The following is a 23,055-nucleotide window of genomic DNA, read 5'->3' as shown; positions in this document are numbered from 1 at the left end:
GGCCCTGAAGTCAGATGCCCCATCGCCACCATAAGCTCCACAATCCTCACCGCCCGAATCAAGTGCACCGGCCAGATGGGGCGCGTAGCGTCAATGAAAACCGGAGTTTGGGCACCCGGGAAACGGTAGTGGACTAAAGGGGCCGCTATGCGAACGCAGACACATAGTCTGTTGTGCGACACCGAGATCGCGCCCGATGGCGCCGTGGTGGTGATCGAGGATGTTGGTGCCCACGGCATCCCCGGAACCTACGTGCACCCCGACATCGATCACGACCCGCCGCTGCCGTGCCACGCCCTATGGGTGCACACCATGAACATCGACGAATGCGCCGTGGCCGGCCGGCTCGTGCGCGTGCGGGTGCTCACCGGCACCGACCCCCGGGGACTAGGCATCCTGGCGTTCGAAGGGCAACTCGAGATCGCCAGCGGAGTCCTGGCTGTCGGCGATGCGCATAATCCCGGTCGCCAGTTGATGTTTGGCGCCCCGGCCATCTTGTCGATCAGCGTGTTGGTCGATAACCAGATCGACGTCATCTGCTTTCCCGACGCCTCGGGCGACTACCCGGTGTCCGGGCCAAGTGAGGTCACTGTGCTGCTACACAGCAATCCCGGATTCACCCCCGCGATCGTTAACACAGTGATGCGGGGGCCGCGGTGGTTGTGGCCCAGCCGGAGATACGGCCGCAGCCACACATCCACAGGCTGACGCAGTCGACGGGGACCCGCGGACCGCACCGCGGTGATCGCTGTCACCGGCAAGACCCGGCGCCCGTATCCACGGAATGTTCGCTGCGCCACGTCTACGCGACTCGTATTGACGGGTGCCAAGGAGTGTGGGACCGTTCGGCCGGTAAGCGAAATATGATGGCAAGCGGGGGCTTGGCCAGATTTCGCGGGGGGAAGGTCATTGCATGGGTGTCGGTATGGGAATTTGTCGTCCCGTGGGTACTGGTTCGGTGGTGTTCGCTGTCATCGCATCCGGATGCCTGATCACCGCGCCGGTGGTGGTTGCTGATCCGCAGCCGATGCCGGATCGGTGGACGCAGTTCGTCACCGATGACGGCTGGGTGGTCGATGTGAACACCACCAACGAGGTCATCAACCACATCGACAACCTCGCCGGCGCATCCAACTCGTGGCAGGCCCGAGTCACCTTGCGCTCAGAGGCCCGGGTCACCGGCACCGGCGGCGCGCCGATCCAAGATGCCCAGCTCGAATCTGGCTATTTCGTGGGGTGCCGCACCGACTCCTCACCCGGTGTGGAGGTCGGCGCCGATATCGGCATCAACCCGTACCAGCAGATCAACGGCCAGGTGTACGGCGGCGGGTTCGGACAGGGCCAGGGCGGTGCCGGCGGTGGTGGCGGCGGGGGCGGCGGCTTCGGTGGCGCGTCGGCCGGGGCCACGCTCGGGGTGCAGGAACATCTGGGCGGCTATATCCGGGTGCTATTGAAACCTGGTGGGCTGGCGCAAGTTCCGATGGATCGGATCAGTCTGCGCAGCATGCATGCGGTGTCGAATCTGCGCGATCAGAACATCGAAGCTGATGGCTGCGGTGGCCAGGTGAAAATCCAGTCCTACACCACCATCCGGGTGCGCACCGACAACGGCAACGACACCCAAACCCTCTACGGCGAACCCAAGGACTTGTAACCGATGGCATCGACAATGCACCAAGGACGCCACCTGCATGGCGCTCGCCGCTGTGCGTCGACCTTCGCGGCCGCGCTCCTGCTCATGGTCGGCGCTGGCGGTGTAGCCGTCACGGCCGGCGCGGACCCCGCGTCACCGGCACCGAATCCCCCCGTACCGGTGCCGGTGTCGCGGCCCATGCCTGAAGATCCTGGCCGGGTCAATCCGATTGGCGGCGCCCGGGTTTCCTCCGCCACCCCGCAAGGGGAAACGGCCGGCATGGAGCGGCCCCTGGCTGCGCAGGGGGAGCGTGGTGCGGTCACGGTGCCGATGTGGGCCAAAGACGGCATCTTCGCCCCCACCGCGCACCCGAACCGGCAGCTCGCGATCCACCTACCGGGCGAACTCGGCCTAGGTCCGGCCACCTGGACTCCTGATGGTGGCGCGATCTACGGCTCCAGTGACGTTGACTACCAGGTGATTCCGTTCGCCGGGGGCGGCGCCGACATCACCATCACGCGCAAGACCATGTTCTCAGGCAGCACCTATCCCATCGGGATCAAACTCCCGGCGGCGACGCACCTGCGCCAGGGCGTGAACACAGTCCTGGTGGAAACCGATGCCGCACCAGGCGATCCGGCCCGGGTGATCGGCACGTTCAGCATCCCCACCGCGTTCGACGCCAACCACGGTGCCCTGACAGTCACCCCGACCTTGGGGCCGGGCTTCCCGCCTGGACAATCCAACCTGACCATCGATCTGGGCCCGGCCAATATTTTCGCGTTCCCGGTCACCATCACCCTGTCCTACCGGGCCTCGGATATCCCGACCACCGGGGCACTGACCCCGGACTGGGCGGGCCTGCCCCCGGGTGTACGCGTGCCAATCGAAGTGATCGCCAAGCCGGCCAACTACGTCACCGACCCCACCGGCGCCCACCGCCCCGACGGCGTCGACCCGGCGCTGTATGCCCAGCGACACACGGGGAACTGCCAGGGCGGACCCAATCAGTACGCGTCCGCTGACGGTCGTAGTGCCGACTTCGTCGCCTCCTGCCAAACCCAACAGCTCTGTTTGGCAGGCACGCCCGCCCGCACCAGTGTCGACTCGTGTAACGACCGCCTCCTGGCCAACATGTCCGCCCAGTGCGTCGCGGTATTCGGGTCGACCGGCCAGGACTACGACGCCTGCATCCGCACCGCCTCCGACGAAGTCGGCTGGGTCAAAGCGAACATGGCCGGCGGGCCCGAAAGACCAGATCAGTTGCCAGCCGAGGATTACCCACGGTGTGGCGTGCCGGCTGGAACGAAGAGCTGCGCATGACCACCGCCACGGGCGCTGGCCCGATGATCGCGGCCGCAGCCATGACGCTGGCCGTAGTTGCGGAATTGGAACGTGATCGTGGTTGGCGCGGCAGGGAAGTGGACCAGGCGCTGCGCGAGACGACCCCCGGGCGAATGCTCTAGTTGCTGAGGCGGTCCAACAGTGTGGGACTGCGGCGCAATTTAGCGGTGGTATTGATTTGTGCATCCAAGAAGTCGGCGGCGGTAAGTTTTCTGCCGAGCCGGCCTTCCACGCAGCGAACGCAAAGGTTCCCGTCGATGTCCGGATGCGCCAGCGCCCAAACGTCGTTGTGCAGCATGTAGTACTCGCCGAGAGCATCCGTGTCGACGCCGCAGTCTAAGCATCGCCAATCGGACACATGGAGCTGCCACCTGTATTCGATTCGGGAGCCGTCCCGAAGGTAAATGTCTCGGCCTCCGAAAGTGTGGACCACCCGAACGACGTTGGACGACTGCTCTTTTAGGCAGCCAGCGATCGCTTGTTCAACCGCCAGTGTCGTCGCGCATACGTTTCGCGATGAGGCTGTTGCTGTCGTCGACTCGGCCTCGGCGAAGTGCGACATATCGAGCGCCCATTTGGCATCCACTCCAGGCGCACAGATGATCTCGACGCCGTTTGGGTCTGCCGACATTGCGTTCTTTCGATAGTTATCCGGTGTATCCCGCTTACGGACCTCATTCTATGCTCTCTGCCGGCCCGAGATTGTCAGACGTTGCGGCTACGGTCAGCACCATGCTGTCGACAGTCGCTGTGCATGGTTACCGATCCCTGCGTGACATGGTCATGCCATTGGGGCGGTTAACGGTCGTGACGGGAGCCAACGGCAGCGGAAAGTCCTCTGTGTACCGCGCGCTGCGATTACTGGGCGACTGCGGGCAGGGCGAGGTGATTGGGTCCCTGGCTCGCGAAGGTGGACTACAGTCGGCGCGCTGGGCAGGGAAATTGTCAGCCGATCGGCGGGTTGAACTTCAATTAGGTTACGCTGCAGATGATTTCGGATACGCGATCGATCTCGGTTTGCCCATCCCGGGCAGTTCTATGTTCGATCGCGACCCGCAGATCAAATCTGAGTCAGTATTTGTTGGCCCGACTCTACGCCCGGCGTCCACTTTGGTTCGACGAAGGGGTCCGCTCGCTGAGAAACGGAACGATTCAGGTGCGGGCTTCCAGACGCTGGCTCGAGGGGTGGAGTCATACCGCAGCGTTCTGACTGAGTTCGCTGATCCTCGGCAACTCCCGGAGTTAGCCGCCATTCGAAATCGCTTGCGCAGCTGGCGATTTTACGACGGGTTCCGTGTGGATGCCGACGCGCCGGCGCGGCGCCCGCGGGTGGGTACCCGCACTCCGATACTTGCCGACGATGGGGCAGATCTTGCCGCCGCGATTCAGACGATCATCGAAGCCGGCTCAGGCTCTGGTTCGGCGGAGCTCCAAGGCGCAGTCGCTGATGCTTTCGGCGGGGCCACGCTTGAAGTGGTCAACACCGATGGGATGTTCGATCTGCTGGTGAAGCAGCCAGGGCTGCGTCGGCCGCTGCACGCTGCAGAACTGTCCGACGGCACTTTGCGGTTCCTACTTTGGGCCGCGGCACTGCTCGGTCCTGAACTGCCATCGTTGATGGTGCTGAACGAACCCGAGACCTCCCTGCACCCTGACTTGATCAAACCGTTGACGTCCCTGATCAGTTCCGCCGCGACCCGCACCCAGGTGATCATCGTTACGCACTCGCGTGTATTCACCGAAGGTTTGGCACACGACGGCGTTCGACATGAGTTGGTCAAGGACGAGGGCGGCGAGACGCGCATCGCAGGCCGCGGGCTCCTTGACGTGCCCGCCTGGCATTGGGCGTCCCGTTGACTTTGCTTAGTCGCTAGTCGGGTATTTCCGGGAGTACGGGTGTCAGCCCTTTGTCGACGCAGTCCTTGCAATAGTTTGGGTGGTACAGGCCCGGGTGAGGTCCAGTGCAGACCAAACACCGGTGGGTCCAGTCGGTGCCTTGTTGCCACTCCGCGGACATTTTTGTGGTCGTAGCGTCGGTGACACCGTCATAGTCCAAGGGTTGAGTCCCGTTGGCTGGTGTCGAGGATGATCCCGGCTCGGGTGCGGCCGAGTTCCCCGGACTGCCGTACGCCGGTGGGGATGCATTGTTGTAGATGCTGATCCCGTTCTGCTGATTCAGACCCGGGTAGTTGTTGGCCGAACCGTATTGCGGAGGCGCCGAAGGCATTTGCGGGGGCTGGAACTGGCTCCCACCCCCGAGGTCGAGACCATTCCCATTCCCACTACCGCCGCCGCACCCAGACCCGCAAGGATCAGCGGCCGCACGCGGCAGAACGGTGCTAGGACCGCACAGGCTCAGCGTCACGACACATATCAGCAGCGCAAAGACCGCCGTGACCACCTCCACGAACCGCCCGACTACAGCGCGCTCGCATGTCGTGTACAGCGACACAAGTACCACCCCCATCTAGACTTGGTCGTTGCCTTCACGGCAAGCCAGATACCAACCCCGTTCCCCACAGCAAACAATAGCCTGCTGGGGTCATCTGTGCCAGATACTCAGTCGCCGCTCGTCGCAAGCCACTGGCGTTGAGAAAGTCGTGCAGATCGGTTGCGACGGCGAACCCGAATCTGATCGGCCCGCGAGCGCCGAATCTTCTACTTTCCCGGGGCCTGGCCGGGCAGGCCGGTACCAGGTTCGGCGCCCGCGGCCTGGTTAGCACGCGGGTTGGGCTCGCTCTGTAACCGCGGGCTTCGGCGCAGGCGCGCTCGGACGCGCCTCGTGATCGGCGGCGCGGTGTTGGTGGTTGTGGGCAACATCGGTGCGATAGCGTCCGAGTCAGTGGATTCGACAGCGGTGTCCGCTGAACCGGCACGGCGGCAGAATGTCGGTCAATCAGTGGAATGCGCTGCTCACTATCAGCGTCAACGACACCGGCGACCAGAAACAAGCACGCGCCCCAATCGACGCGCATCAGGTCACTGTGCGCACCAACGAACACAATGCGCGTACACGCGTAGCGCACCACAACAGCGCCGAACCGGCTAGAGAATGGAGGGCCTGGACGTGTTCTGCGACCGGGTGCCGGGGCTGCTGCATGCGTGGGCGCAGACGACCCGCGGCGGGTGGCTGGCCCTGATCTCGTGTGACGTGAAGAGCGGTAACGGTAAGGGGCACTTGCCTATTGGGCAGTGGTGTCCGGCCCGGGCGGTCACCCCCGACAGGGGACGTTAAACAGTGGCGGTTCGGTTGAATGTGATTGACCTCGGGGCGTCGCGGTGGCGGTGCGTGGTGTTCGACGACGCGGGATTCGCGTGGAGTCGCACCGTGTCCGGGACATTGGTGGAGGGTCAGGCCTACGGGCAGGGCAAGGTCAGCGCCCCTGGCGCTGAAGTGGTGCTGCGGCGTGTCGGCGGCGAGCTCGTCGCCGAGGTCCTCGACAACCACGGCGGCAGGTCGCAGATTGTGCGCTCGTCGGCGTCGGCGTGGGAGTTCCGCCTGGTTGAGGTTAGCGCGGATACAGACGCCGATCCGCGGACAACTCAATCCGGTCGGCATTGATCAGTGCGAGAAAGGTTTTACTGACATCAGCACGGTCGAAGCCCGCGTCGCGGCAGGCGTCGAGGGCCGCTCCGAGACGAATACCTGGGCTCTCCCCGACCAGTCGGAGAACGGCGTCGGACGTCAGAGGTGTGGCTGCTCGCATGGTTCCTCTCCAGGGGCAGCACGAGTACGTGAATCGGTGCGTGTGGTCTCGTCGATCGCAACGACTACCGCGCGGGCCGCCACCGCAATCGGATCGTCGACCGCATCGCTCGTGGCGAGCGCGGCCTCGAGTTGGTCGCGTGCGGACAGTAGAGCTCCGAAGCTCGGCATCGCCGGGGTCCTTGGATGAACAACGAACGCGCGGAGCAAGGCGTCGAGTGCTTTGCGTTGCTGGGTGTTCATCCGCTGGGCCTCGTCGGGCACCTGGTAACGCTCGGCGGATGGCGGGCGTACTCCGATCGCTGCGAACGCTACTGTTTCGGGAACCTCGGCCAGGTACGCGATCGCGCGGACTGACGCGTCTGCCGGGCGCGAGGCGTAGGTTCCTTGGCGCAGCCGGTTGAGGGTGTTGTGAGATACGTGGTGGCCGGCCCGTTGAGCGAGGTCTGCCAGGCGTCGGCTGGATGCGCCGCCATGCCGTTTGACCGCGACTTCGATCAGGTCCATCAACGATTTGCTGGTTTTTCTCACCATCGCACCTGCCTCGCCCCGTGTTCAGGGTTGTGCATCTCTCTGTTCGGTATCGACGAGGTTTCTGGCCCTACCAGGGCGGGGCGGAACGATGTCGGCAAGCCGGTCCGCAGCGCTTGCCCGAGTTCGCGGGCTTGCTTTGCGATGCGGATTTTGTCCCGCCAGTAGGGATCGGCCGGCCACGCATGGTCGGTCGGCCCTTGGGACATGTCGATCACCATGTGTCGTCGGGCTTTCCCACGAGATACGGGCCGATCCACAGCCACCAGCGGCCGCGTTTGATCGGCGGGACTTCCAGGGAAGGCCAGCCCGCGCGCCAGATGCCCCAGCCGCCAACGGAAACGTCAGGCAGTGATCGGACGATCCGACTATCGAGGTAGTTGCGCATCAGTCGTCCCGATCGAGCGGGGCGGTCACCGTGAAGGTTCCGTTGCGGGGTGGGTTGTCCGGATCCAGCCCGAACACAGCGCAGAGGCACTCGTCGCCGCCCCACATCGGACAGAGCTCCGCCTTACACGCTTGGGTCATCCTCACCACCCTTTCGATGCACTTGGAGTGCAGCGTTGCACGATTTTTGCTCAGTGCCACCGGTAACGGAAACCTCGCCTCACCGAGGACTGCGATCGAGGGGTCTCTCGTCGATCCAGCCCCGATCGGGTTGCCGTGGAGCCGATTCCGGGTCCAACCATGTATGGGACAGGCGTCCGAACTCGGTGAGGACGCCGGCATCGGGGTCGATCGCATCGGGTTCGTCGTCATAGCTCACGAAATAGACCATCTCGATCTCGACGCCGAGCAGACGGGCGATATCGCCGAGCCCGGCAGTGGCGATGTTTCTGACGTCAGCTTTGCGGTGAAGATCCCCCAGTGCCACGGGCCCGTCGACGCTGATCACGGTTCCCGTCCGGCCGCGCAGCGCGTTCGGGATGGGATGGCCGAGACGGTCGCGGTTGCGGATCCGAAACCGTTCGCCGGGCCCGTACAGGGAGACCCCTGGCCATATGGCACCGATGATCGCGGCGAACTTGTCGACGTCTGGATGCTGGCCCTTGTTGGTGTCTGTCGTGATGGCTTGTTTCATCTCACAATCCCTTCTTGTTGTTGTCGCCAGAGATGCTGTGCGGCAAGGTGTCTGGCGTCGTTGTCGTGCACGGGATGTGCGCGTTGATCACCCTTTGACGGACATCAACTCGAGTAAGGGGCTTGTGCGCGTAGTCGACGCCGACCTTCAGTGGCTTGTCGTCGTAGGACCATTCGATGCGCGTGATTTCGGTGTCCGGGTCGACGCCGCGGTGGGTTCGGCAGAAGAAGGCGATGAACTCGGCGGGGGTCCAGTCGGGAAAACCTTCAGCGACGACGTCGGAGGGTGTGATCGCCCGCAACGGTTCCTGCCTCACCGAGAGGACGTCGACAATGGTGATCAGCTCGCGGTTCTCGCGGCGGACGCCCCGGTATTTCGGGCATAGTGCCAGCTGGTCGCCCGGGTGTAGCCGATGCCAGCCGTGTCGCCTGGTCTGGGTCTTGACTCGGTCGCGTACCGCTTGGGTGGTCAGCGCTACTGACATCCACCACAGTCTCGTGTCACTCATCGCGTTCAATTCCCTTGCACCGCTGCGGGATAGCCGCCATTTGTGGCGGCATTGTGGGATCGAAAGTTGCGGCGTTTGGCCACGCCGGCTCCCAGGCCTGCGGCGCCGATCACGTTGCCGATGGACCAGAACGCTGCGGCGGGCATGCCTGGTATGGCGTGGGGCCGGAGTGAGAGGACCTCGTACGCGAGCGAGGCTATGAATGCTGTCTTGGCGAGTTCGTATGCTGCTCGCTGCAGTGCGAGGTCTGTGGCGCTGCGGTCCCAGGTTCGCCGTGCTGTGCTGATGCCGGCAGCCGCGAGCAGTGCTCCGTCTGTGACGGCCAACAACAACGACATGCCCTGATCCTCCTACGTGGGCATGACATCCGGGTGCGGGCCGTTGCCACCATCACGGGGGTATATGATTGCCGGTAGATGCAGCCGATCGGCTGTTCGTGAAGACGCCTCCCTCCTTTGAGGGGGGCGTCCTTGTTTGTTTGTGACTTCTCTGGCGGCTGAAGCCGCCAGCTTCTTTTACGCTGCGGGTGCGGCATGTTCATGGCAGTTCGCTACAGGCTGGGGCCAACCGCGCGATTGTGGTGTGCAGGTCGTCCACCGGGTAGCGCTTCATCAGCTCGGCCGCGGTGTACTTGCCAGACCTGTAGTCGTCGATCAATTGCCGCAGCTGCGTGGCGGTGAGGATCGCGACGCCGTCCTTGCGGTAGTAGCCGTCGGCGCCGAGGGCGTATCCGAGCATCTCCGGGGTGTAGCCGTCGCGGACCCAGCGCCGCACACGCAGTTCGCAGCCCCACATCAGGGCGATGCCGTTGGTGCCCAGGCCGCTGTGGGTTGCGGTGCGGCCGCAGCCGCATGGGCATCGGCGACGCATGTGTGGGACGCGGACCATAGACCGGTCCCCGTCTGCGTGGCCGACGATGCCGCTCACGGCTTTTCGGTGACCGGTCCGGGGAAATGTGGTGCTGTCTCGTCGAGTTCGGCCTTGACCACGCGACGGTAGAGGCTGTCGCCTTGGCTGATCAGCACGAGGCCCGCGAACGCTGTCCCCGCGGAGGTGAGAACCGTGGTAGTGCCTATCGGCTCGACGGCGGATGCGGCAATCGCAAGGAACATGACGAAGAGGCCGCCGACGGTGATTGCGAAACCGACGGCGTGCAGCAGGTGGGCCGCGAAGCCCAGGGGGTGTTCGTCGATGCGGGCGCGCACCTCTGGCGGTAGCGGTTCACTGACGATTCGAATCATGTTGCCTCCGTTGGTTGGAGTTCGTGTGTCTGCTGGGCTGGCTGCTCGTCGGCGAGTACTTCGGCCAGGCCCGCGAGATCGAATCGCAGGCCGTCGATCTGTGGGCCCAATATTGGGTTTTCGCAGGCGGTGAAGTAGGTGAATGCGCGGGAGCCGGTTGTGCTGATCTGTTCGAGGAATTGGTTGGTCCGGTCGGCGTCGGTGCTGTCGCGGAACGTTAGGTAGGCGGTGTCGAGGTCGTCAATGAAATGGCTGATCGTTGCGGCTTCGTGGGAGTGGCGGCCGAGTCGGCGGAGGCCTTCGTCGATGTGGCTGGAGAGTCGGCGGCGCCAAGCGTCCGGGTTGGTGGGGCGGTGTTCGGCGGGGGTGGGTCGCCATCCTGGCCACCAGGTGTTCGGGTCCATGGGTTTTGCCTGTTCCTGTCTTGGGTGTGGTCAGCAGAAGTTGCTGTGTATCAACGGCTTTGCATGATCGTCCTACTGCGGTGTGACATCCGGAGTCTCGCCGGCCGTTTTAGTAACCGACGACTCTTCCGTCTGGGTGCAGGCCGTATCGCATGCCGTTCGTCGGGTCCGGTGGGCCGATCTTTGTTACCGAGATTTGGTAGGTGAGGCCGCCGTCGTAGTCGACTTGGACGGCGCCGTCGAATTGGCGCAGGACGTACTCGGCGACGGACAGGACGGCGTTGTCGGTGACGTCTTCGCGGTCCTCTGTGAGGTCGGTTTGTTCGTCGTTGACTGTGCCGGCCATGACGCGGCCGGTGTCGGAGCGGAACTGGACGGCGTATTTTCGCGGCGCGGTCATTTTATGCAGCATGCCAGGCTTCGGTTGCGCCGGCGGAGTGCTGGCGGAGAAGTTTGACGAGCGCGGTGAGCGCGGTGAGGTCGGTGTCGAAGAGCTTCGACTGCAGGCATCGCGGCAGGTCTAGGGTTTCACCGTCGCGCCAGAGTCGTACGTTGTCGATGGCGGGCCGGGCAGCGTGATCGGGGGGCGCTGGCGGGATGAACCTCAGGGTCAGTGTTGTCTGGCCGGAGATGAGAGTGCAGCGGCCTCCCCATTCGTCTTCGATTCGCCATCCAGCGCGCAGGGCGGCGCCTTTGATGCCGCGTGTGGTGTTGGTGTCGTGGGCGTCGGGTTTGAACCCGTCTGGGCAGATGTCCCAGGCGGTCGCCAGTAGCGTGTTGATGTCGTCGTCGAGTTCGTGTGTGACGGCCACGCGGATACGGGGATTATCTTTGTGGCGGTTGATGATTGGCTTTGCTTGGTGTTTCGGCGCGAGGACTTGCCCCTGGGGTCCGGTGCTCAGGTAGGCGGCGTTGAGGATCGCCAGCCAGGTTTGTGGCGGCGGGCTATAGGTGCGCAGGCGGCGTGCCGCGCCTTGTGTGGAGGCGTCGAAGCTGGTGCCGCCGTGGAAGGCGATGAGGTCCACAACGGAGGCGGGCAAGCCGGCGTTGCGGGCGAGTCGGGCGCTGTCGAGTGCCGGCAGCCCAGGGCCGTTGGCAGTGCGGGGTGTGTCTGCGATGTCGTGCGCCCATGCTGCGGCAGCGAGGATGCCGACCACGCCGGGATCGATAACGTGGGCAAGCCACTTGACTTCCGCGACGACCATTTTGGTTCGGGCCAGTCTGGCGGGTTCCCGGTGCTCGAGTCGGTCGTATGCGAGTTTTCGTGCCGCGGCGTGCAGCCTCATGCCTGGGCTATGGAGGGGTACTTGGTCCCAGCGGCTGTAGTCCCCGGCGATTCCGCGGCGGCGTTCGGCTTCGCGTAGCTGGTTGACGTGGGCCGCTAGGTCGTCGAAGGTGGCGAAGTCGTGGCCGCGAGCGACGTCTTCCCGCGCCCAGGCTTGTCGGCGGTCGTCGGCTTTCCTGTTGATTCGGTGCCGGCACGCTCTGGCGTCGCCGGCGATGGCTGCGGCGAGGTTTTCGATGGTGCGGCAGGCCTGGTCCAGGGCGCGCACGGTGATGTCGTGGGCGCGTTCGTAGTACGGGAGCTGCTCGTTGACCTTCTCCCGCGACTGAAGATCGCGGGATTCCCTATGCCGCATGCGCGTCATCGGGTCTTCTCGCTTGCGCGAGCACACCCGCGGGTGCGGGTGTTGCCTCCGGTCCGGAGGTGAGCGCGGGCGCGGTGGCCCGGGCGAGGATGGTGTTCGCTGCCTGAAGGTCCGCGTGGTCTTGGTGGCCACAATGCACGCAACAGAATTCCGCTTGGCTCTTGCGGTTTTCCTTCACGCTGTGGCCACAGTTGCGGCACTCCAGACTGCTGTACGCGGCCGGCACCACGATCAGTGCGGTGCCGGACGCGGACATCTTATGGTCGAGCCGCTGAGCGATCACACCCCAGCAGTTCGCGTAAATCCCCTTATTGAGGCCGGCTTTCGCGGCCCTCCCGTTCGGAAGGTATCCGCCCTCGTTGTCGGGATCAGGTTTAGGTTTCGGCGCCCGCACCATATTGAGAGCCGCGAGTTTCTCCACGGCCACCACGGCGTAGGTGGCCGTGATTCGGGTGGTGGTCTTCTCGACCCAGTCCCGGCGCCGATCAGCTACCCCGGCGTGCAGCCGCGCGATCCGGGCTTTGACCTTGCTGCGGCGGATACTGCCTTTGCGGCAACGCGCTAGCTGACGCTGCAACCGGACGAGCTTCTTCTGCTCACCGCGGCGCATCACCGGTGCCCGCAACATCGTGCCATCCGAGAGCGCGAGCGTAGTTTTCACGCCCCGGTCGATACCGACCGCCCGCTCATCTCTGCCCGGCGCGGCAGCGACCGACGATTGCGGGGCAGGGAACGCCACATGCCAGCGGCCCGCCTTACACGTGATCCTGGCCATCCCCAACTTGCCGGGCGGCAGCGGGCGCGACAGCCGCAACTTCACCAGCCCGAGCTTGGGCACAAACAGCCACGCCCATTTACGATTCACCAGCTCGACACGGCTATCGCGGACACAGAATCCCTCATTGAGGTGCTTACGCCGCCATGTCGGCCGCCGGTGGGTACCGGCGAAAAACCGGGCCACAGCGCGGTCGAAGTCCCGCAATGCCTGCTGCTGCACCGACGACGACCCAGCGGCCAGCCATTCAAACGCTTGCCGGGCCTGGGCGAGTTGCTTCTGCCGGACAGCCGGCCCCGGCGCCGAACGGCCCGTCCGGCCCCAATTGAACTGCTCGACAGCCAGATTCCACACATAACGGGCATCAGCACAGTGCCTGGCCAGCATGAACGCCGCTTGTTCGCTGGTGGGATACAGCCGGTACTGGTGCGCCATGCGCTACGCCACTTCCGCTTTTCGTGCGGCGGTGACTTTGTGGTTCTGCACATACCGCTTGACCACTTCCAGCGGTGCGCCACCGAGGGTGGACACGAACCAGGACGGCGACCATAAACACTTCATCCGCGCCAGATGCGCGAACTCCTGTCGAAGACGCCGCGACGAGCGCCCTTTCAGAATCTGGACGAGTTTGGACACCGCCACCTGCGGTGGCAGCTCGACGAGCAGATGCACATGATCGGGCATCGTCTCGACCTCAATCGCCATTCCGCCGAACTCGTCGACCACCTCATCGATGATCTGCTTCAACCGCGTCTGGATTGGCCCACGCAACACATCACGGCGGTACTTCGGGCACCAAATCACGTGGTACTTCACCGAAAACACCGATTTACGGGTCGACCGGTACTGCATGAACCTCACGATAAACCCCGCCTATGACAACACGGTCCGCTACGCGGACCGAAACGACGGGATCGGCTATCCCCCGACTGAAGTCGAGGGCTTGCGCCGAAGAAGACGGCGGTCATCGTGGTTTCCTCCCCTACGTTCGGGTGGGCAATGTTGTTTGCTTGTAGGAGTTTTCGACATTGGTGATGCGGTCTTGGTGGCCGTGTTCGCGGGCGACAGTGGTGACCGCGTCCCAGACGCATTCGGGTTCGTCGAGGGTTTCGCCGGTGAGCACGTAGCCGATGTCTTCAAGGACGCGGCCGAGGCGGTCGAGGGATCGCATGCTGATGTCGGCGCAGTCTTTGTAGTACCTGGCCCACTGGGCGATTGTGTCGGTGGCCTGGGCGGCGACGGCGTCTTCGAGGGTGCCGGTGGGGCGTTGCATGAACTCGGGCATGGCTGGTCTTCCAGGGTCGGGGACTTGGTGCGGTGTTCGGGCACTGGGATTTTCGATCGGCACGTCGGTCATCCGGCTTTCGCGTGGGGGCGGCGCAGGTCCACATACGTTCCGGTGAGTCCGGAATTGCGCAGCTGGGCGGCGTCGTTGTCGCCGTAGGCGGCGAGGCAGGATGGTGCGCCGGCGTTGGCTTTCGCCCGGGTGCCGTCCGCGTGGTGGAAATGGAGGCGCCCGTGGATGAACAGGACGGATGCTGCCCGCTGCCAGACGGTTTCGACGAACCACATGGTTTCGGTGCGGGCGAAGATCAGTGCTGTGCCGGTGCCGTGGTCGGCGAGGCGGCGTAGCCATTTGACGGCTTCACGCGAGTACGGCGGGTTCAGCCACACTCTGCCGTGCCAGGGGGCTGTGAGGCCGTTGGTGGGGCGGGTGTAGTGGGTGTGGGCTGTTGGCCATGGTCGTGGTTCGGGTGCGGCGCACGGGTCAAGGTCAAATTCTCCGAGCGGGGTGAGGAGTTCGGCTGGGGTGAGCCAGGTGTCGGTGATCATTGCCGCCGACTGATGGCCTCCCATCGCCCTACCTGTGCCCATAGTGTCGGTGTCTTTCCGTGTTCGATCGTCACTTTGACGGGCCACGAGTTCACCGAGTTGCGACTTCATCATCGGGGTGCAGCGGGCGGCCCGTTGCTGCGATATAGGCAGCGCCGCAACGGCTGTAAGCCTCCTGTGTCCATCGTGCTGTGGTGCCTATGAGGTGACGTGCTTGCAGTGCGATGTATTCGGTGCCGAGCGTGTCGTCCACCCCACCGGGCGGGAATGGTTGTCCCCACCAGGTGATTTCATGCTGTGCCCAGAACGGGTGCCCTGACTGTTTGAGGGCTTCAATGGCCGCTGTGGTGTCGTCGTTGAGCTGCTGGACGAGTTCTTCTGACCAGTTCGCGTTGAGCCTGTCGGACTGGTCTCCGTGCCTTGGTGGGTTCACAAGAGTGTCGTAGATGGCGCGCATCGGTGTGCCTTTCGGGCCGTAGATGTCGCACGGCAAATAAGCGGCGACGACCCGGTACTCGAGCAGCACCTCCGCCGCGGCCTCCTCGTCTTCATCAGCCTCGTCGGCGGATACGTAGATCAGACCGCCCGTGAAACTCATCCACAGCAGAAACCCGTTGCCGTCCTCATCGTCGTTCCAGATGTCGTCGCCAAAAATCTCCCGGTGTCCGGCGTCGAGCATCAGCGACGTCGGATCAGAATCGTTAGATCGGTCGATGTGATCGGCCGCCTGCTGCGGGGTAATCCACAACGATCTCCCGACGATGTCGGCGGGGTCGCCGACGTATGCAGCTACCCTGCGGCAACTCTCGAATCTCATGTCCGGTGGGTTTAGGGCGGAATAGACCGGAAATCCTTCCGGGAAGAAATCCTCTTCGGGAAACGTGTTGTCAAAAGCGGTCGTGGTGTGTACCCAGCCCGTCAACGGGACCCGGACGTCAGCATAGGACGCTGCGTCTCCTGGATCGGCGTCGCTAGCCACAGACCTCACGTAGTCTTCCGATATCCATTTCCGGCCGCGGCGGATTTGCATGGTTGAGTGCTCTGTGGTCATGAAATATGGTCCTTTCTCTCGGTTTTCGACGACCCCGGGTGTAAGGTTCCGGAGCCTCATCGGCTCCGGGTAGTAGTGGACCAACGTCATGGAACGGCACATCTAGGTGGCGCGGATGAACCGTCCGCCGCACGGGTACCCGCCGGCACTGTTCATGCGGTCCTCGGTGTTGACGGAAGCGTGGGACCAGCTTTTGCGGCCGCAGCGGTTACAAGTGGCCACCGGCGGGGCGCTCAGTCCGGGCTCGCCGGTGACCGTGATGGTGGCGGTGTCGCCCGGGCCGTGGATGTGCGGCCAGGTGATGTCGATCGGCGATCGGGTGTCGGGCATGGTCGAGAATTCCTGTTCGCGGGCGGTTTGGTGTTGTGGTTCCTATCGTGCCGCGACGATGTGACATCCCGTTCTGCGCCGGATTGGGCTGTCCAGGGCGCGCCCCGCGGCGGCTACATCGGCTGTAGAGTTTCTACACGCAATGTTGCATTTCGCGGCCAGCGCGGACATCGCTGTTGTGCTCGTTCGCTGCCTCGAAGGCTGTTCCATGACATTGGCTACGCGGTGAGGTCATCGAACGGGCCGGACGTCGCACTCTTGGAGTGCGGGCCGTCGCCCTCAACGCGAAGTCGCGAACAAACCGATAATCCGGCGCCTCAGCTTAGATTCGTCCGCCGGCAGATCGCCGTTACTGGCCGGCCGAGGCTAATCAGGCACTACTGGAGCCGTAAAACTCGATGCCATCCACGATGGGGGTTGCGCCGGTGGGCGCCGGGTAGACGACGATGGCGGCCCGGACGGCGTGCGCGTAGCGCAGGATGGTGGACATTCGTGGATCTGAGGTGTTGTTTTCGAATTTCGTGACCACGCTTTTGTCGACGCCCATGTATCCCGCGACGTCGGCGATCGTCATACCTCGCGTGGTGCGGGTGTCTTTGAGCAGTTGGACGATTCGGCGGATTTCCGTATCCAGGGTGGCTTGGGTTGGCGTGTCACCGGCCGCCCATGTGGGAATCCGCCCGCGATGCGCGTTTGCCATTGCCCTGTCGAACGCAGGCCGCTTGTCTTCCTCCGGCAGATTGGCATAGAACTGCATGAACTCGTCGATGATGGCGTCGAGCGTGGGCATCGGCAAGACATCCGATGCTGAATCTGCGACGTCGTCGTGTTCTTTGGTCATTGATCCGCCCCTTTGTTTGATTGAGTATCGCACCTGGCGATAGGTGCAGAGTAATGCACCTATCGCTGGTGTGCAACATATTTCGGCGACTGCGCGGGGCCGTGTCGACGTCGGCCCAACCCTGAGCCGCGTAACCAACGTGGTGGAACACCACAGCTAGTGCATCGCTTGGTCGAACGCGGCAACGAGGATTAGTACGACAGCGCAAAACAACCAGTCCACGACATAGTTGAGTAGGGGCGTTTGGCCCAGGAGTACAGAGGTTGTGAAAGTCACCGCGGTTACTGTGACGACTACCGCGATAAAGACCCAAAAGCCGTTACGGTCCCACCAGTTCCATTGATCGCGAGGCTTGGTCACTGCGCTCTCCTTCAGTTTGTACAGTCGTTCGACCAACTCACCGCGTAACCAATGTCATGCAATGGCACAGCTAGTGGTGGGCGGGGCGCAGGTCCAGGCCGATCACTATCAACGCTTCTATAGTGACGCCGGCGAGCCACACCCAGAAGGCCCACGGTGAAACATGTTCGGTGAGCATGATTTTGGTCGCGCCGCATGCGATCGTAAGGGGCAGTGTCGCCAGCGCCATGTAGAGGATGCGGCGGCCGGCGTTATGGAGTACCTCGGGGTCAGTGGGTTGGCGGCGCATTCGGCGCAGCCGCACCAGCTGGCCGGCTGCGGCCACGGACAGCACGGCGGCGATGACGAACAGGGTATCTATAGCCAATGTCGCGATCATCTACTTGTCTCCTTGCTGCGTCGGCACTTTCGTGATGTAACCGTCTATTCCGGGCCGTTCCCTGGCATGGCTGCGTCCCACCGTTGGCTCAGCGTCTGTTGCAGGTAGGTCTCTTGGGCGTCTTTGAGGTCTTGCCGTCGGGCTATGACGGCGTTGGCCGCGGCGATCAGTGGTTTGTCGTTAAATGTGCCCCAGATGGTTGGGCCGACAAGTCGCACTTGGCTTATGGCGCTTAGGGGCCCGCCGAATGGTTGTGGGCTTATGGAACTCGGATCGGCCGCGAATAGGCCGACTTCATCTACGTCCTTGTTGATCTTCTCCACGTACTGGCTGACGTGTTCTTCGAGGCTCTGGCCTATCTGGTAATCAGTTTCCGAGTACTTCGCTACTAGCGCGGTGGGCCTCGCGGGCGGTAGTTCGGCCGTTACTGGCCAGTCCGGGGTGTGTGCCAGTTCCCGGACGGCTTCGGCGATCTTGAGAGCTAGGTAATTGATGCGATCGCGCAGGTTGCGCACGGCGGCATCGGACAGCTTTGCGGCGGCGTCAGGGTGGGAGAGGAATGTCGCTTTCGCCCATGCGGTGATGTTCGGTTCGCACTGAGCGGCAATGGATTCGGTGAACTCCGTGCGTGCCTGTTGCAGTTTTTCTTCTGCATCGTTGAGCGCTTCGGTTTCTTCGGTGAAATCTGGTCCTGGCATGTGGTTCTCCCCCCGGGGTTGATGATCGATCGACCGCCAGTATTGCGTGGCGGTATGACATCCGGGCCCGCAACCGGTGGTGCGATCAGGCAGCGTGAGTGAGCGGGCAGGACACCGATCCGTCGTGCATGTAAAACGTCTTGTCGTATTTCCCGCTGGTGTCCAGGATGAACGAGGTCTGCCCGTTCGCGGTGCTCCACACGGCGCCGTCGGGGAGGGTTTCTTTGCCATGCGGGCCGTCGATGGTGATGTTCGCCGTCTGGGCGCCGTCGGCTCCTTGGGCGGTGATCAGGCGGGTTCCGTCCGGGGCGGTGAGCTGGATCTGCACTCCCCCGCCACTGGCGTTGGCGCACAACACCTTTATGTCCGTCGTGGAGTACTGCTTGTCGTAGAACTCGACTTGATCGACGTGATTTTCGATGGTGCCGGGCCAGGTGACCGGCGGCTTGGACCCGCATGCCCCGACCAGAACTACCGCCAACGCCGCTATGAACACTGCTACCGCACTGCGCATCCCCATCCCCTCCCCCGGTTTTAACTGGTTTAACCATGGCACCGGGGGCTGTCGGCGTCCAGCGCTGGCTGGCTAGGCTGCTGTGCGCCCATGAAGTTTCCGCTTCCTGAAGGAGGCGGTTTCCGTACTGGCTGCCGTTGTTAGGCGGCGGTTTTCGGGTTTTGACGCTTCGTTGCCTGCCTGACGGCGTTGGGCTCCACGTCCTGCAAGGCCACTTCCTGGCCCCGTTGGTCGATCACGATCGCAGCGTTGGTGTCAGCGTTGCCGGTCCACCCACATACAGGGTTCGCGCATCGGAACACCGCTTGGCTTTCGCGTTGCCCCTCCGCGGGAGACCCGCATCGGTGACACGTCTGGGACGTGCCATGTGGCCGGACCGCGATGACTCGCGCTCCTGCCTGATCTGCCTTATAGGTCAGCAGCGTCACGGTCTGGGTCCATCCCTGATCGAGGATGGACCGGTTGAGCCCGGACTTCTGCCTCACATTCACCCCGGGCGCCTCGATGGTTCCTTTGGCGCAGCGGGTCATGTTCGTCACCCGCAGGTCTTCGACCACCAGCGTCGCCACCCCGGTGCCGACCAGCGCCGCGCTCACCTGGTGGGCGAACTCGTAGCGGCGGCGGGCCTGCCGGGCCTTGAGCCCGCCGATCTGGCTGTAGGTGCGGCGCAGCCTGCCACTGGGCCTGCGCCCCCGGGGCGTGCCGGCCCGCTGACGCGCGGCTTGGCGCTCAAGCCGGTACAACCGTCTCTTCTCCCCCGAGGTGAGCGTGGCGGGTTGGTCCAGGAACGACCCATCCGACAAAGCCAGGGTATGGACCACGCCCCGATCGATCCCGAGGCTGCCCCGCTCGGCCCGCCGCCGCCGGGGTTTGACTACCTGGTTTTCGCCGCGAACCACCAGCACCCAGCCGGTCGCCTCGAGCACCACCCGCGCCCCGGTAACCCGCTCGGGCATCGCGCGATGCAAACGCACCTTCACCACACCGACTTTCGGGATCGCCACGGTGCCCCACTTGCCGTTGAGGCGAGTCAGGTTCAGGTCCCGGGCTTGGGGTACGTCCACCGCGCGGCGGGCCCGGCGGGTCTTGAACGTTGGCCGGCCGTGGCTGCCGTTCCAATAGTTGGACCAGGCCTGCTTATAGGCCTTGAGGACCTGCTGAGCGGCTTGGGCGGGCAGGATCGCCAACCAGTCAATGTCTTTGCGGGCCTGCCGGATCGCCGCATCGGACTGCGACCACGATGGCCACCGCTTCGACGCTGCGTGGAATGTGTGGTGGGCGTGGATCAGATTCCACAACGCCCGCGCCGCGTTGGCCTGCTGGGCCAGGACCTGCGACTGGGCTCGTGACGGCGACAGCGGGTACCGCACGCACCGCTTGACCACCATCGACTCACCCACGCCGGCAGTATCGCCCACGCCACCGACAGTATCATTGGTTTATGTCACCACGGTGGGAACCGAATCAAGACGTACGCACTGGAAGACATGTTGTTTATAACCTGCATGCGCATTTGGTTTTTGTCACCAAATACCGGCGTGGGGTGTTCACCGACGCCATGCTCACCAGATGCGAGCAGATCATGGGCGAGGTGTGCGCTGATTTCGAAGCCGAACTCCGCGAATTCAACGGTGAACACGATCACGTCCACCTGCTGGTGCACTACCCACCCAAAGTCGCGTTATCCAAGCTGGTCAACAGCCTCAAGGGCGTTACCGCTCGACGATTGCGCCAGGAATACCCCGAACACGTCCGAACATACCTGTGGGGTGGCCACTTCTGGTCAGGTTCCTACTTCGCCGGCTCCTGCGGCGGAGCGCCCCTGACCGTGGTCAAGCAATACATCGAACACCAACAACGGCCCGTCTAACCCAACACCGCCCTCGCTGCGCGAGTCCGACAAGACCGGGATGCGCTACACCCCCGATCTAAAGGACGGAGCACTGCGCAAGAAACGAGGTAGGTCGGGTACGGCAGCGAGCTGGGTGCCGCAGCGGCAGGGGCACGTTATGGGCGTTGGCGGCCGCCAACACGCGCGGCAGGATGCGCGAGAGGACCATGGCGTCGTCGTGGGCGTCGTGTGGGCGGGTCTGGGTGATGTTCCAGTGCCCCGCGAGGGTGGCCAGTCGGTGGTTGGTGACGTTCAGCGGGAGCCTGGTGGCCAGTTCGAGGGTGCACAGGACGGTTTCGACGGGTAGGCGCACGCCGGCGCGGTGGGCTTCGGCGGCGAGGAATGCGTAGTCGAATGCGGCGTTGTGCGCGACCATTGTTCGGCCGGTGAGGATTTCGGTGAGGGCTGGCGCGATGTCGGTGAAGGTGGGTTGGCCGGTGAGCATCGCTGGGGTGATGCCGTGGATGTTGGTGGGTCCGGGGTCGACGCCGGGGTTGAGCAGTGTGCTCATGGTCTGTTCGATGGTGCCGTCTGCTCCGATGGTCAGGGCGGCGATGCTGATGACGCGGTGTGTCTGTGGTTCGAAGCCGGTGGTTTCGACGTCGACGACGGTCCATCTCGGTGTGGTGGGTTGGGCTGTCGTCATGGGTTCGATGATGACACCGGGTACCGACAAGTTCTTGCGTTCCTTGCCTTTAGGGGTGTGGGAGTGGTACTGCGCCGGGCTGGACCTCGGTGGGCCAGCGTCGCGGCTGGAAGATGCCGTCCAAGCTGCGGCCTGCGTGCGATTGGTCTGAGTCGCGGATGACGGGGTGCTCGCCGCCGCTCTGGTGGGCGAGGTCGCAGGCGAGCCAGAGGTAATCGATGTGCCGGCTCTGCACGGGTTGGTCGGGCTGGGGAGGCTGGTCCGGTTCCCCCGTCCAATTGGTGATCCACTCGTATCCGGCGGCGATGCTCAGGCGTTCGGCCAGTGCCCGGATCGTCCGCACCAGCTGGGGATCGTGAGCGACAGCGGGATACCGCTGGGTGATGTAGAAGCGGTCCCAGTCGGTCAGCGTGAAGTCGTTGCCGATGATCACGTTGTCCGGGTGGATGACCCTGCTCATTTCGCAAATGATGGTGTGGGGTTCCGGATGGGCTGGAAACCAGAAGCCGTCTGCCATCAAGGCCCGGACTGACCCATGGCCGCTGGCATCGCAGACGAGGTACCAGTGTCCGGCTCGCAGTTGACGTTGCATCGAGCTCCTATGTGGAATGCGTGGATTCGACGGTAAACGCGGATGCGGCTGCAAAGCCAGCGGTCCCGGCGTGTCGTAGGGCTGTGGAAGCGGGCTTTGGGGGGCCGGTGACGTTCGCAACGGTTCATGGCGAAATACGTGGAATCCGTTGTGCCTCATCGATATCACGGAAGCGCCCTATTAGTGGCGCGGAGGACGGCCTGGCTGGACCCAGTGGATGACGAGCATGGGCACAACGCAGACGTAGTGGTGGGTGCCGTCGTCGCGACGGTCCCAGAACCATCCGACCCAGACGTCACGAGGCTCAAATTTGATGGTCATGACTTGCTGGCTACCAGCCCTGATTTCCTGGAGTCCAGGCCGTAACTCGGGGGTCTTCCCACTCGTCGCCGCTGTTCTCACATTCAGGGCCGTCGCTGCTCGTGAGGCTGCCGGTGACCGTGTGCCGAGCCCAGTGCAGGCCTTCATGACCCCGGCTGGACACGATGGGGATTTCGTGCCCGCATTCCGGGCACGTCGGCTTTACGCCGGCGTGCACCGTCTCGGGCATATCCGGTGCGCCCTGTTCCGTATCGCTGGGCGCCTGACGAATCAGGTTCGCCATAGTGGGGTTGATGTGCAGGATCGGTGACGCGTCGGGGTCGCCGATTGCTGCCGGGTTTTCTACCGTGACGGCGCTGACATGCATCCCGGTTGCCACCAGAGTGGGTTCATCGACCGGAACCCATGGTGACTCAAGGGTTGTGGCGACAAACGGGCTCTGGTCGCGGTAGTAATCGTCGCTGAGCATGACGGCCAATTCGCGTGCCGCCTCGCCGGGTGTGGCGAATGTTGCCGACAGGGCGCGGGTACTCCCGTCGCGGAGCCTGGTGGCCACGGCATAGGTGCGGCGTTCGGCTTGGGCTTTGACGGTCACTCCGCGGTTGACGAGGGCCTCGGCGAGGGCCGCGGCCCCGAGCTCGTGGTTGCCGTCGACCTCGCGGATCACCGCAGCGACAGTCTCGATGACACCGCGGTGGTGGTCAGACATGGGAATCTCCTTGAGTGC

General features: G+C 63.8%; 34 protein-coding genes. 7 read left to right on the top strand and 27 right to left on the bottom strand.

What is annotated here, in order from left to right:
* Window positions 1-147 precede the first annotated feature (147 nt).
* The 4 genes from AC3WTE_RS14415 to AC3WTE_RS14400 all read left to right on the top strand — a co-directional run bounded on the left by AC3WTE_RS14415 (window position 148) and on the right by AC3WTE_RS14400 (window position 3,099).
* Complete coding sequence (locus AC3WTE_RS14415) at window positions 148-708, top strand: hypothetical protein (RefSeq protein WP_492438476.1); 561 nt, start codon at window positions 148-150, stop codon at window positions 706-708.
* Between the two features lie 319 nt (window positions 709-1,027).
* A complete protein-coding gene (locus AC3WTE_RS14410) occupies window positions 1,028-1,654 on the top strand; it encodes an MspA family porin (RefSeq protein WP_492438802.1) in 627 nt (208 codons plus the stop codon).
* Between the two features lie 15 nt (window positions 1,655-1,669).
* Window positions 1,670-2,956, top strand: a complete 1,287-nt coding sequence (locus AC3WTE_RS14405; protein ID WP_492438800.1) for a hypothetical protein — start codon at window positions 1,670-1,672, stop codon at window positions 2,954-2,956.
* Window positions 2,953-3,099 (top strand): hypothetical protein, encoded by a 147-nt coding sequence (locus tag AC3WTE_RS14400; RefSeq protein WP_492438474.1) that lies wholly within the window; start codon window positions 2,953-2,955, stop codon window positions 3,097-3,099. The genes AC3WTE_RS14405 and AC3WTE_RS14400 overlap by 4 nt, the downstream gene beginning before the upstream one ends.
* On the opposite strand, the gene AC3WTE_RS14395 is transcribed toward AC3WTE_RS14400, so the two are convergent.
* Entirely contained in the window at window positions 3,096-3,608 is a 513-nt protein-coding gene (locus tag AC3WTE_RS14395; protein WP_492438472.1) for a hypothetical protein, read from the bottom strand. The two genes, AC3WTE_RS14400 and AC3WTE_RS14395, sit on opposite strands and share 4 nt — an antisense overlap.
* 101 nt (window positions 3,609-3,709) lie before the next feature.
* On the opposite strand from AC3WTE_RS14395, the gene AC3WTE_RS14390 reads away from it, so the two are divergent.
* Window positions 3,710-4,834, top strand: coding sequence for an AAA family ATPase (locus tag AC3WTE_RS14390; protein WP_492438470.1), 1,125 nt, complete (start codon window positions 3,710-3,712; stop codon window positions 4,832-4,834).
* A gap of 1,432 nt (window positions 4,835-6,266) precedes the next feature.
* A complete protein-coding gene (locus tag AC3WTE_RS14385) occupies window positions 6,267-6,539 on the top strand; it encodes a hypothetical protein (protein WP_492438468.1) in 273 nt (90 codons plus the stop codon).
* Between the two features lie 123 nt (window positions 6,540-6,662).
* Here the strand turns inward: AC3WTE_RS14385 and AC3WTE_RS14380 are convergent, their stop codons facing one another.
* From AC3WTE_RS14380 to AC3WTE_RS14275, 22 genes are all read right to left on the bottom strand, one after another.
* Window positions 6,663-7,214, bottom strand: a complete 552-nt coding sequence (locus tag AC3WTE_RS14380; RefSeq protein WP_492438466.1) for a hypothetical protein — start codon at window positions 7,212-7,214, stop codon at window positions 6,663-6,665.
* 214 nt (window positions 7,215-7,428) lie between these two features.
* Window positions 7,429-7,602 (bottom strand): hypothetical protein, encoded by a 174-nt coding sequence (locus tag AC3WTE_RS14375; protein ID WP_492438464.1) that lies wholly within the window; start codon window positions 7,600-7,602, stop codon window positions 7,429-7,431.
* Window positions 7,602-7,742: a hypothetical protein gene (locus AC3WTE_RS14370; protein ID WP_492438462.1), complete on the bottom strand. Its 141-nt coding sequence runs from the start codon at window positions 7,740-7,742 to the stop codon at window positions 7,602-7,604. Before AC3WTE_RS14370 ends, AC3WTE_RS14375 begins: the two co-directional genes overlap by 1 nt.
* Window positions 7,743-7,821: 79 nt before the next feature.
* On the bottom strand, window positions 7,822-8,295 hold the full coding sequence (locus AC3WTE_RS14365; RefSeq protein WP_492438460.1) for a hypothetical protein: 474 nt from the start codon (window positions 8,293-8,295) through the stop codon (window positions 7,822-7,824).
* A 1-nt stretch (window position 8,296) separates the two neighbouring features.
* Window positions 8,297-8,803 (bottom strand): ASCH domain-containing protein, encoded by a 507-nt coding sequence (locus AC3WTE_RS14360; protein WP_492438459.1) that lies wholly within the window; start codon window positions 8,801-8,803, stop codon window positions 8,297-8,299.
* 5 nt (window positions 8,804-8,808) lie between these two features.
* A complete protein-coding gene (locus tag AC3WTE_RS14355; RefSeq protein ID WP_492438457.1) occupies window positions 8,809-9,141 on the bottom strand; it encodes a hypothetical protein in 333 nt (110 codons plus the stop codon).
* A gap of 199 nt (window positions 9,142-9,340) precedes the next feature.
* Window positions 9,341-9,730, bottom strand: a complete 390-nt coding sequence (locus AC3WTE_RS14350) for a hypothetical protein (RefSeq protein WP_492438455.1) — start codon at window positions 9,728-9,730, stop codon at window positions 9,341-9,343.
* Window positions 9,727-10,044 (bottom strand): hypothetical protein, encoded by a 318-nt coding sequence (locus AC3WTE_RS14345; protein WP_492438454.1) that lies wholly within the window; start codon window positions 10,042-10,044, stop codon window positions 9,727-9,729. The genes AC3WTE_RS14350 and AC3WTE_RS14345 overlap by 4 nt, the downstream gene beginning before the upstream one ends.
* Complete coding sequence (locus tag AC3WTE_RS14340) at window positions 10,041-10,448, bottom strand: hypothetical protein (protein ID WP_492438452.1); 408 nt, start codon at window positions 10,446-10,448, stop codon at window positions 10,041-10,043. The genes AC3WTE_RS14345 and AC3WTE_RS14340 overlap by 4 nt, the downstream gene beginning before the upstream one ends.
* A gap of 109 nt (window positions 10,449-10,557) precedes the next feature.
* Entirely contained in the window at window positions 10,558-10,848 is a 291-nt protein-coding gene (locus tag AC3WTE_RS14335; protein WP_492438450.1) for a DUF7446 family protein, read from the bottom strand.
* 1 nt (window position 10,849) lies between these two features.
* A complete protein-coding gene (locus AC3WTE_RS14330; protein WP_492438448.1) occupies window positions 10,850-12,097 on the bottom strand; it encodes a hypothetical protein in 1,248 nt (415 codons plus the stop codon).
* Entirely contained in the window at window positions 12,078-13,307 is a 1,230-nt protein-coding gene (locus AC3WTE_RS14325) for an RNA-guided endonuclease InsQ/TnpB family protein (RefSeq protein WP_492438446.1), read from the bottom strand. Before AC3WTE_RS14325 ends, AC3WTE_RS14330 begins: the two co-directional genes overlap by 20 nt.
* Before the next feature lie 3 nt (window positions 13,308-13,310).
* Entirely contained in the window at window positions 13,311-13,724 is a 414-nt protein-coding gene (tnpA, locus tag AC3WTE_RS14320; RefSeq protein WP_492438444.1) for an IS200/IS605 family transposase, read from the bottom strand.
* A 130-nt stretch (window positions 13,725-13,854) separates the two neighbouring features.
* A complete protein-coding gene (locus AC3WTE_RS14315; RefSeq protein WP_492438442.1) occupies window positions 13,855-14,157 on the bottom strand; it encodes a hypothetical protein in 303 nt (100 codons plus the stop codon).
* A 68-nt stretch (window positions 14,158-14,225) separates the two neighbouring features.
* Complete coding sequence (locus tag AC3WTE_RS14310; RefSeq protein WP_492438440.1) at window positions 14,226-14,729, bottom strand: DNA N-6-adenine-methyltransferase; 504 nt, start codon at window positions 14,727-14,729, stop codon at window positions 14,226-14,228.
* 67 nt (window positions 14,730-14,796) lie between these two features.
* Window positions 14,797-15,756: a hypothetical protein gene (locus AC3WTE_RS14305; protein ID WP_492438438.1), complete on the bottom strand. Its 960-nt coding sequence runs from the start codon at window positions 15,754-15,756 to the stop codon at window positions 14,797-14,799.
* Window positions 15,757-15,858: 102 nt separating this feature from the next.
* The gene (locus tag AC3WTE_RS14300) at window positions 15,859-16,086 is read right to left on the bottom strand and encodes a hypothetical protein (protein WP_492438437.1); all 228 of its coding nucleotides are present in this window, start codon (window positions 16,084-16,086) and stop codon (window positions 15,859-15,861) included.
* A gap of 370 nt (window positions 16,087-16,456) precedes the next feature.
* The gene (locus AC3WTE_RS14295) at window positions 16,457-16,876 is read right to left on the bottom strand and encodes a helix-turn-helix domain-containing protein (protein ID WP_492438435.1); all 420 of its coding nucleotides are present in this window, start codon (window positions 16,874-16,876) and stop codon (window positions 16,457-16,459) included.
* Between the two features lie 481 nt (window positions 16,877-17,357).
* Window positions 17,358-17,666, bottom strand: coding sequence for a hypothetical protein (locus tag AC3WTE_RS14290; RefSeq protein ID WP_492438433.1), 309 nt, complete (start codon window positions 17,664-17,666; stop codon window positions 17,358-17,360).
* A 44-nt stretch (window positions 17,667-17,710) separates the two neighbouring features.
* On the bottom strand, window positions 17,711-18,364 hold the full coding sequence (locus tag AC3WTE_RS14285; RefSeq protein WP_492438431.1) for a hypothetical protein: 654 nt from the start codon (window positions 18,362-18,364) through the stop codon (window positions 17,711-17,713).
* An 85-nt stretch (window positions 18,365-18,449) separates the two neighbouring features.
* Window positions 18,450-18,878, bottom strand: coding sequence for a hypothetical protein (locus tag AC3WTE_RS14280; RefSeq protein WP_492438430.1), 429 nt, complete (start codon window positions 18,876-18,878; stop codon window positions 18,450-18,452).
* A gap of 140 nt (window positions 18,879-19,018) precedes the next feature.
* Window positions 19,019-20,296, bottom strand: coding sequence for an RNA-guided endonuclease InsQ/TnpB family protein (locus AC3WTE_RS14275; protein ID WP_492438429.1), 1,278 nt, complete (start codon window positions 20,294-20,296; stop codon window positions 19,019-19,021).
* A 23-nt stretch (window positions 20,297-20,319) separates the two neighbouring features.
* Between AC3WTE_RS14275 and tnpA (AC3WTE_RS14270) the strand changes: the two genes are divergently transcribed.
* Window positions 20,320-20,748, top strand: a complete 429-nt coding sequence (gene tnpA, locus AC3WTE_RS14270; protein ID WP_492438428.1) for an IS200/IS605 family transposase — start codon at window positions 20,320-20,322, stop codon at window positions 20,746-20,748.
* 58 nt (window positions 20,749-20,806) lie between these two features.
* Here the strand turns inward: tnpA (AC3WTE_RS14270) and AC3WTE_RS14265 are convergent, their stop codons facing one another.
* From AC3WTE_RS14265 to AC3WTE_RS14250, 4 genes are all read right to left on the bottom strand, one after another.
* Window positions 20,807-21,415: an exonuclease domain-containing protein gene (locus tag AC3WTE_RS14265; protein WP_492438427.1), complete on the bottom strand. Its 609-nt coding sequence runs from the start codon at window positions 21,413-21,415 to the stop codon at window positions 20,807-20,809.
* A 49-nt stretch (window positions 21,416-21,464) separates the two neighbouring features.
* Window positions 21,465-21,875, bottom strand: coding sequence for a hypothetical protein (locus AC3WTE_RS14260; protein ID WP_492438425.1), 411 nt, complete (start codon window positions 21,873-21,875; stop codon window positions 21,465-21,467).
* A gap of 312 nt (window positions 21,876-22,187) precedes the next feature.
* Window positions 22,188-22,328, bottom strand: a complete 141-nt coding sequence (locus AC3WTE_RS14255; protein ID WP_492438424.1) for a hypothetical protein — start codon at window positions 22,326-22,328, stop codon at window positions 22,188-22,190.
* 10 nt (window positions 22,329-22,338) lie between these two features.
* On the bottom strand, window positions 22,339-23,037 hold the full coding sequence (locus AC3WTE_RS14250; RefSeq protein WP_492438423.1) for a hypothetical protein: 699 nt from the start codon (window positions 23,035-23,037) through the stop codon (window positions 22,339-22,341).
* Between the last annotated feature and the right edge of the window lie 18 nt (window positions 23,038-23,055).

The sequence above is a fragment of the Mycobacterium sp. FW102-FHT13B02 genome (assembly GCF_058790275.1).
Note: the sequence above shows the minus strand (reverse complement) of the source record. Positions and strands in the feature narration are given on the sequence as shown.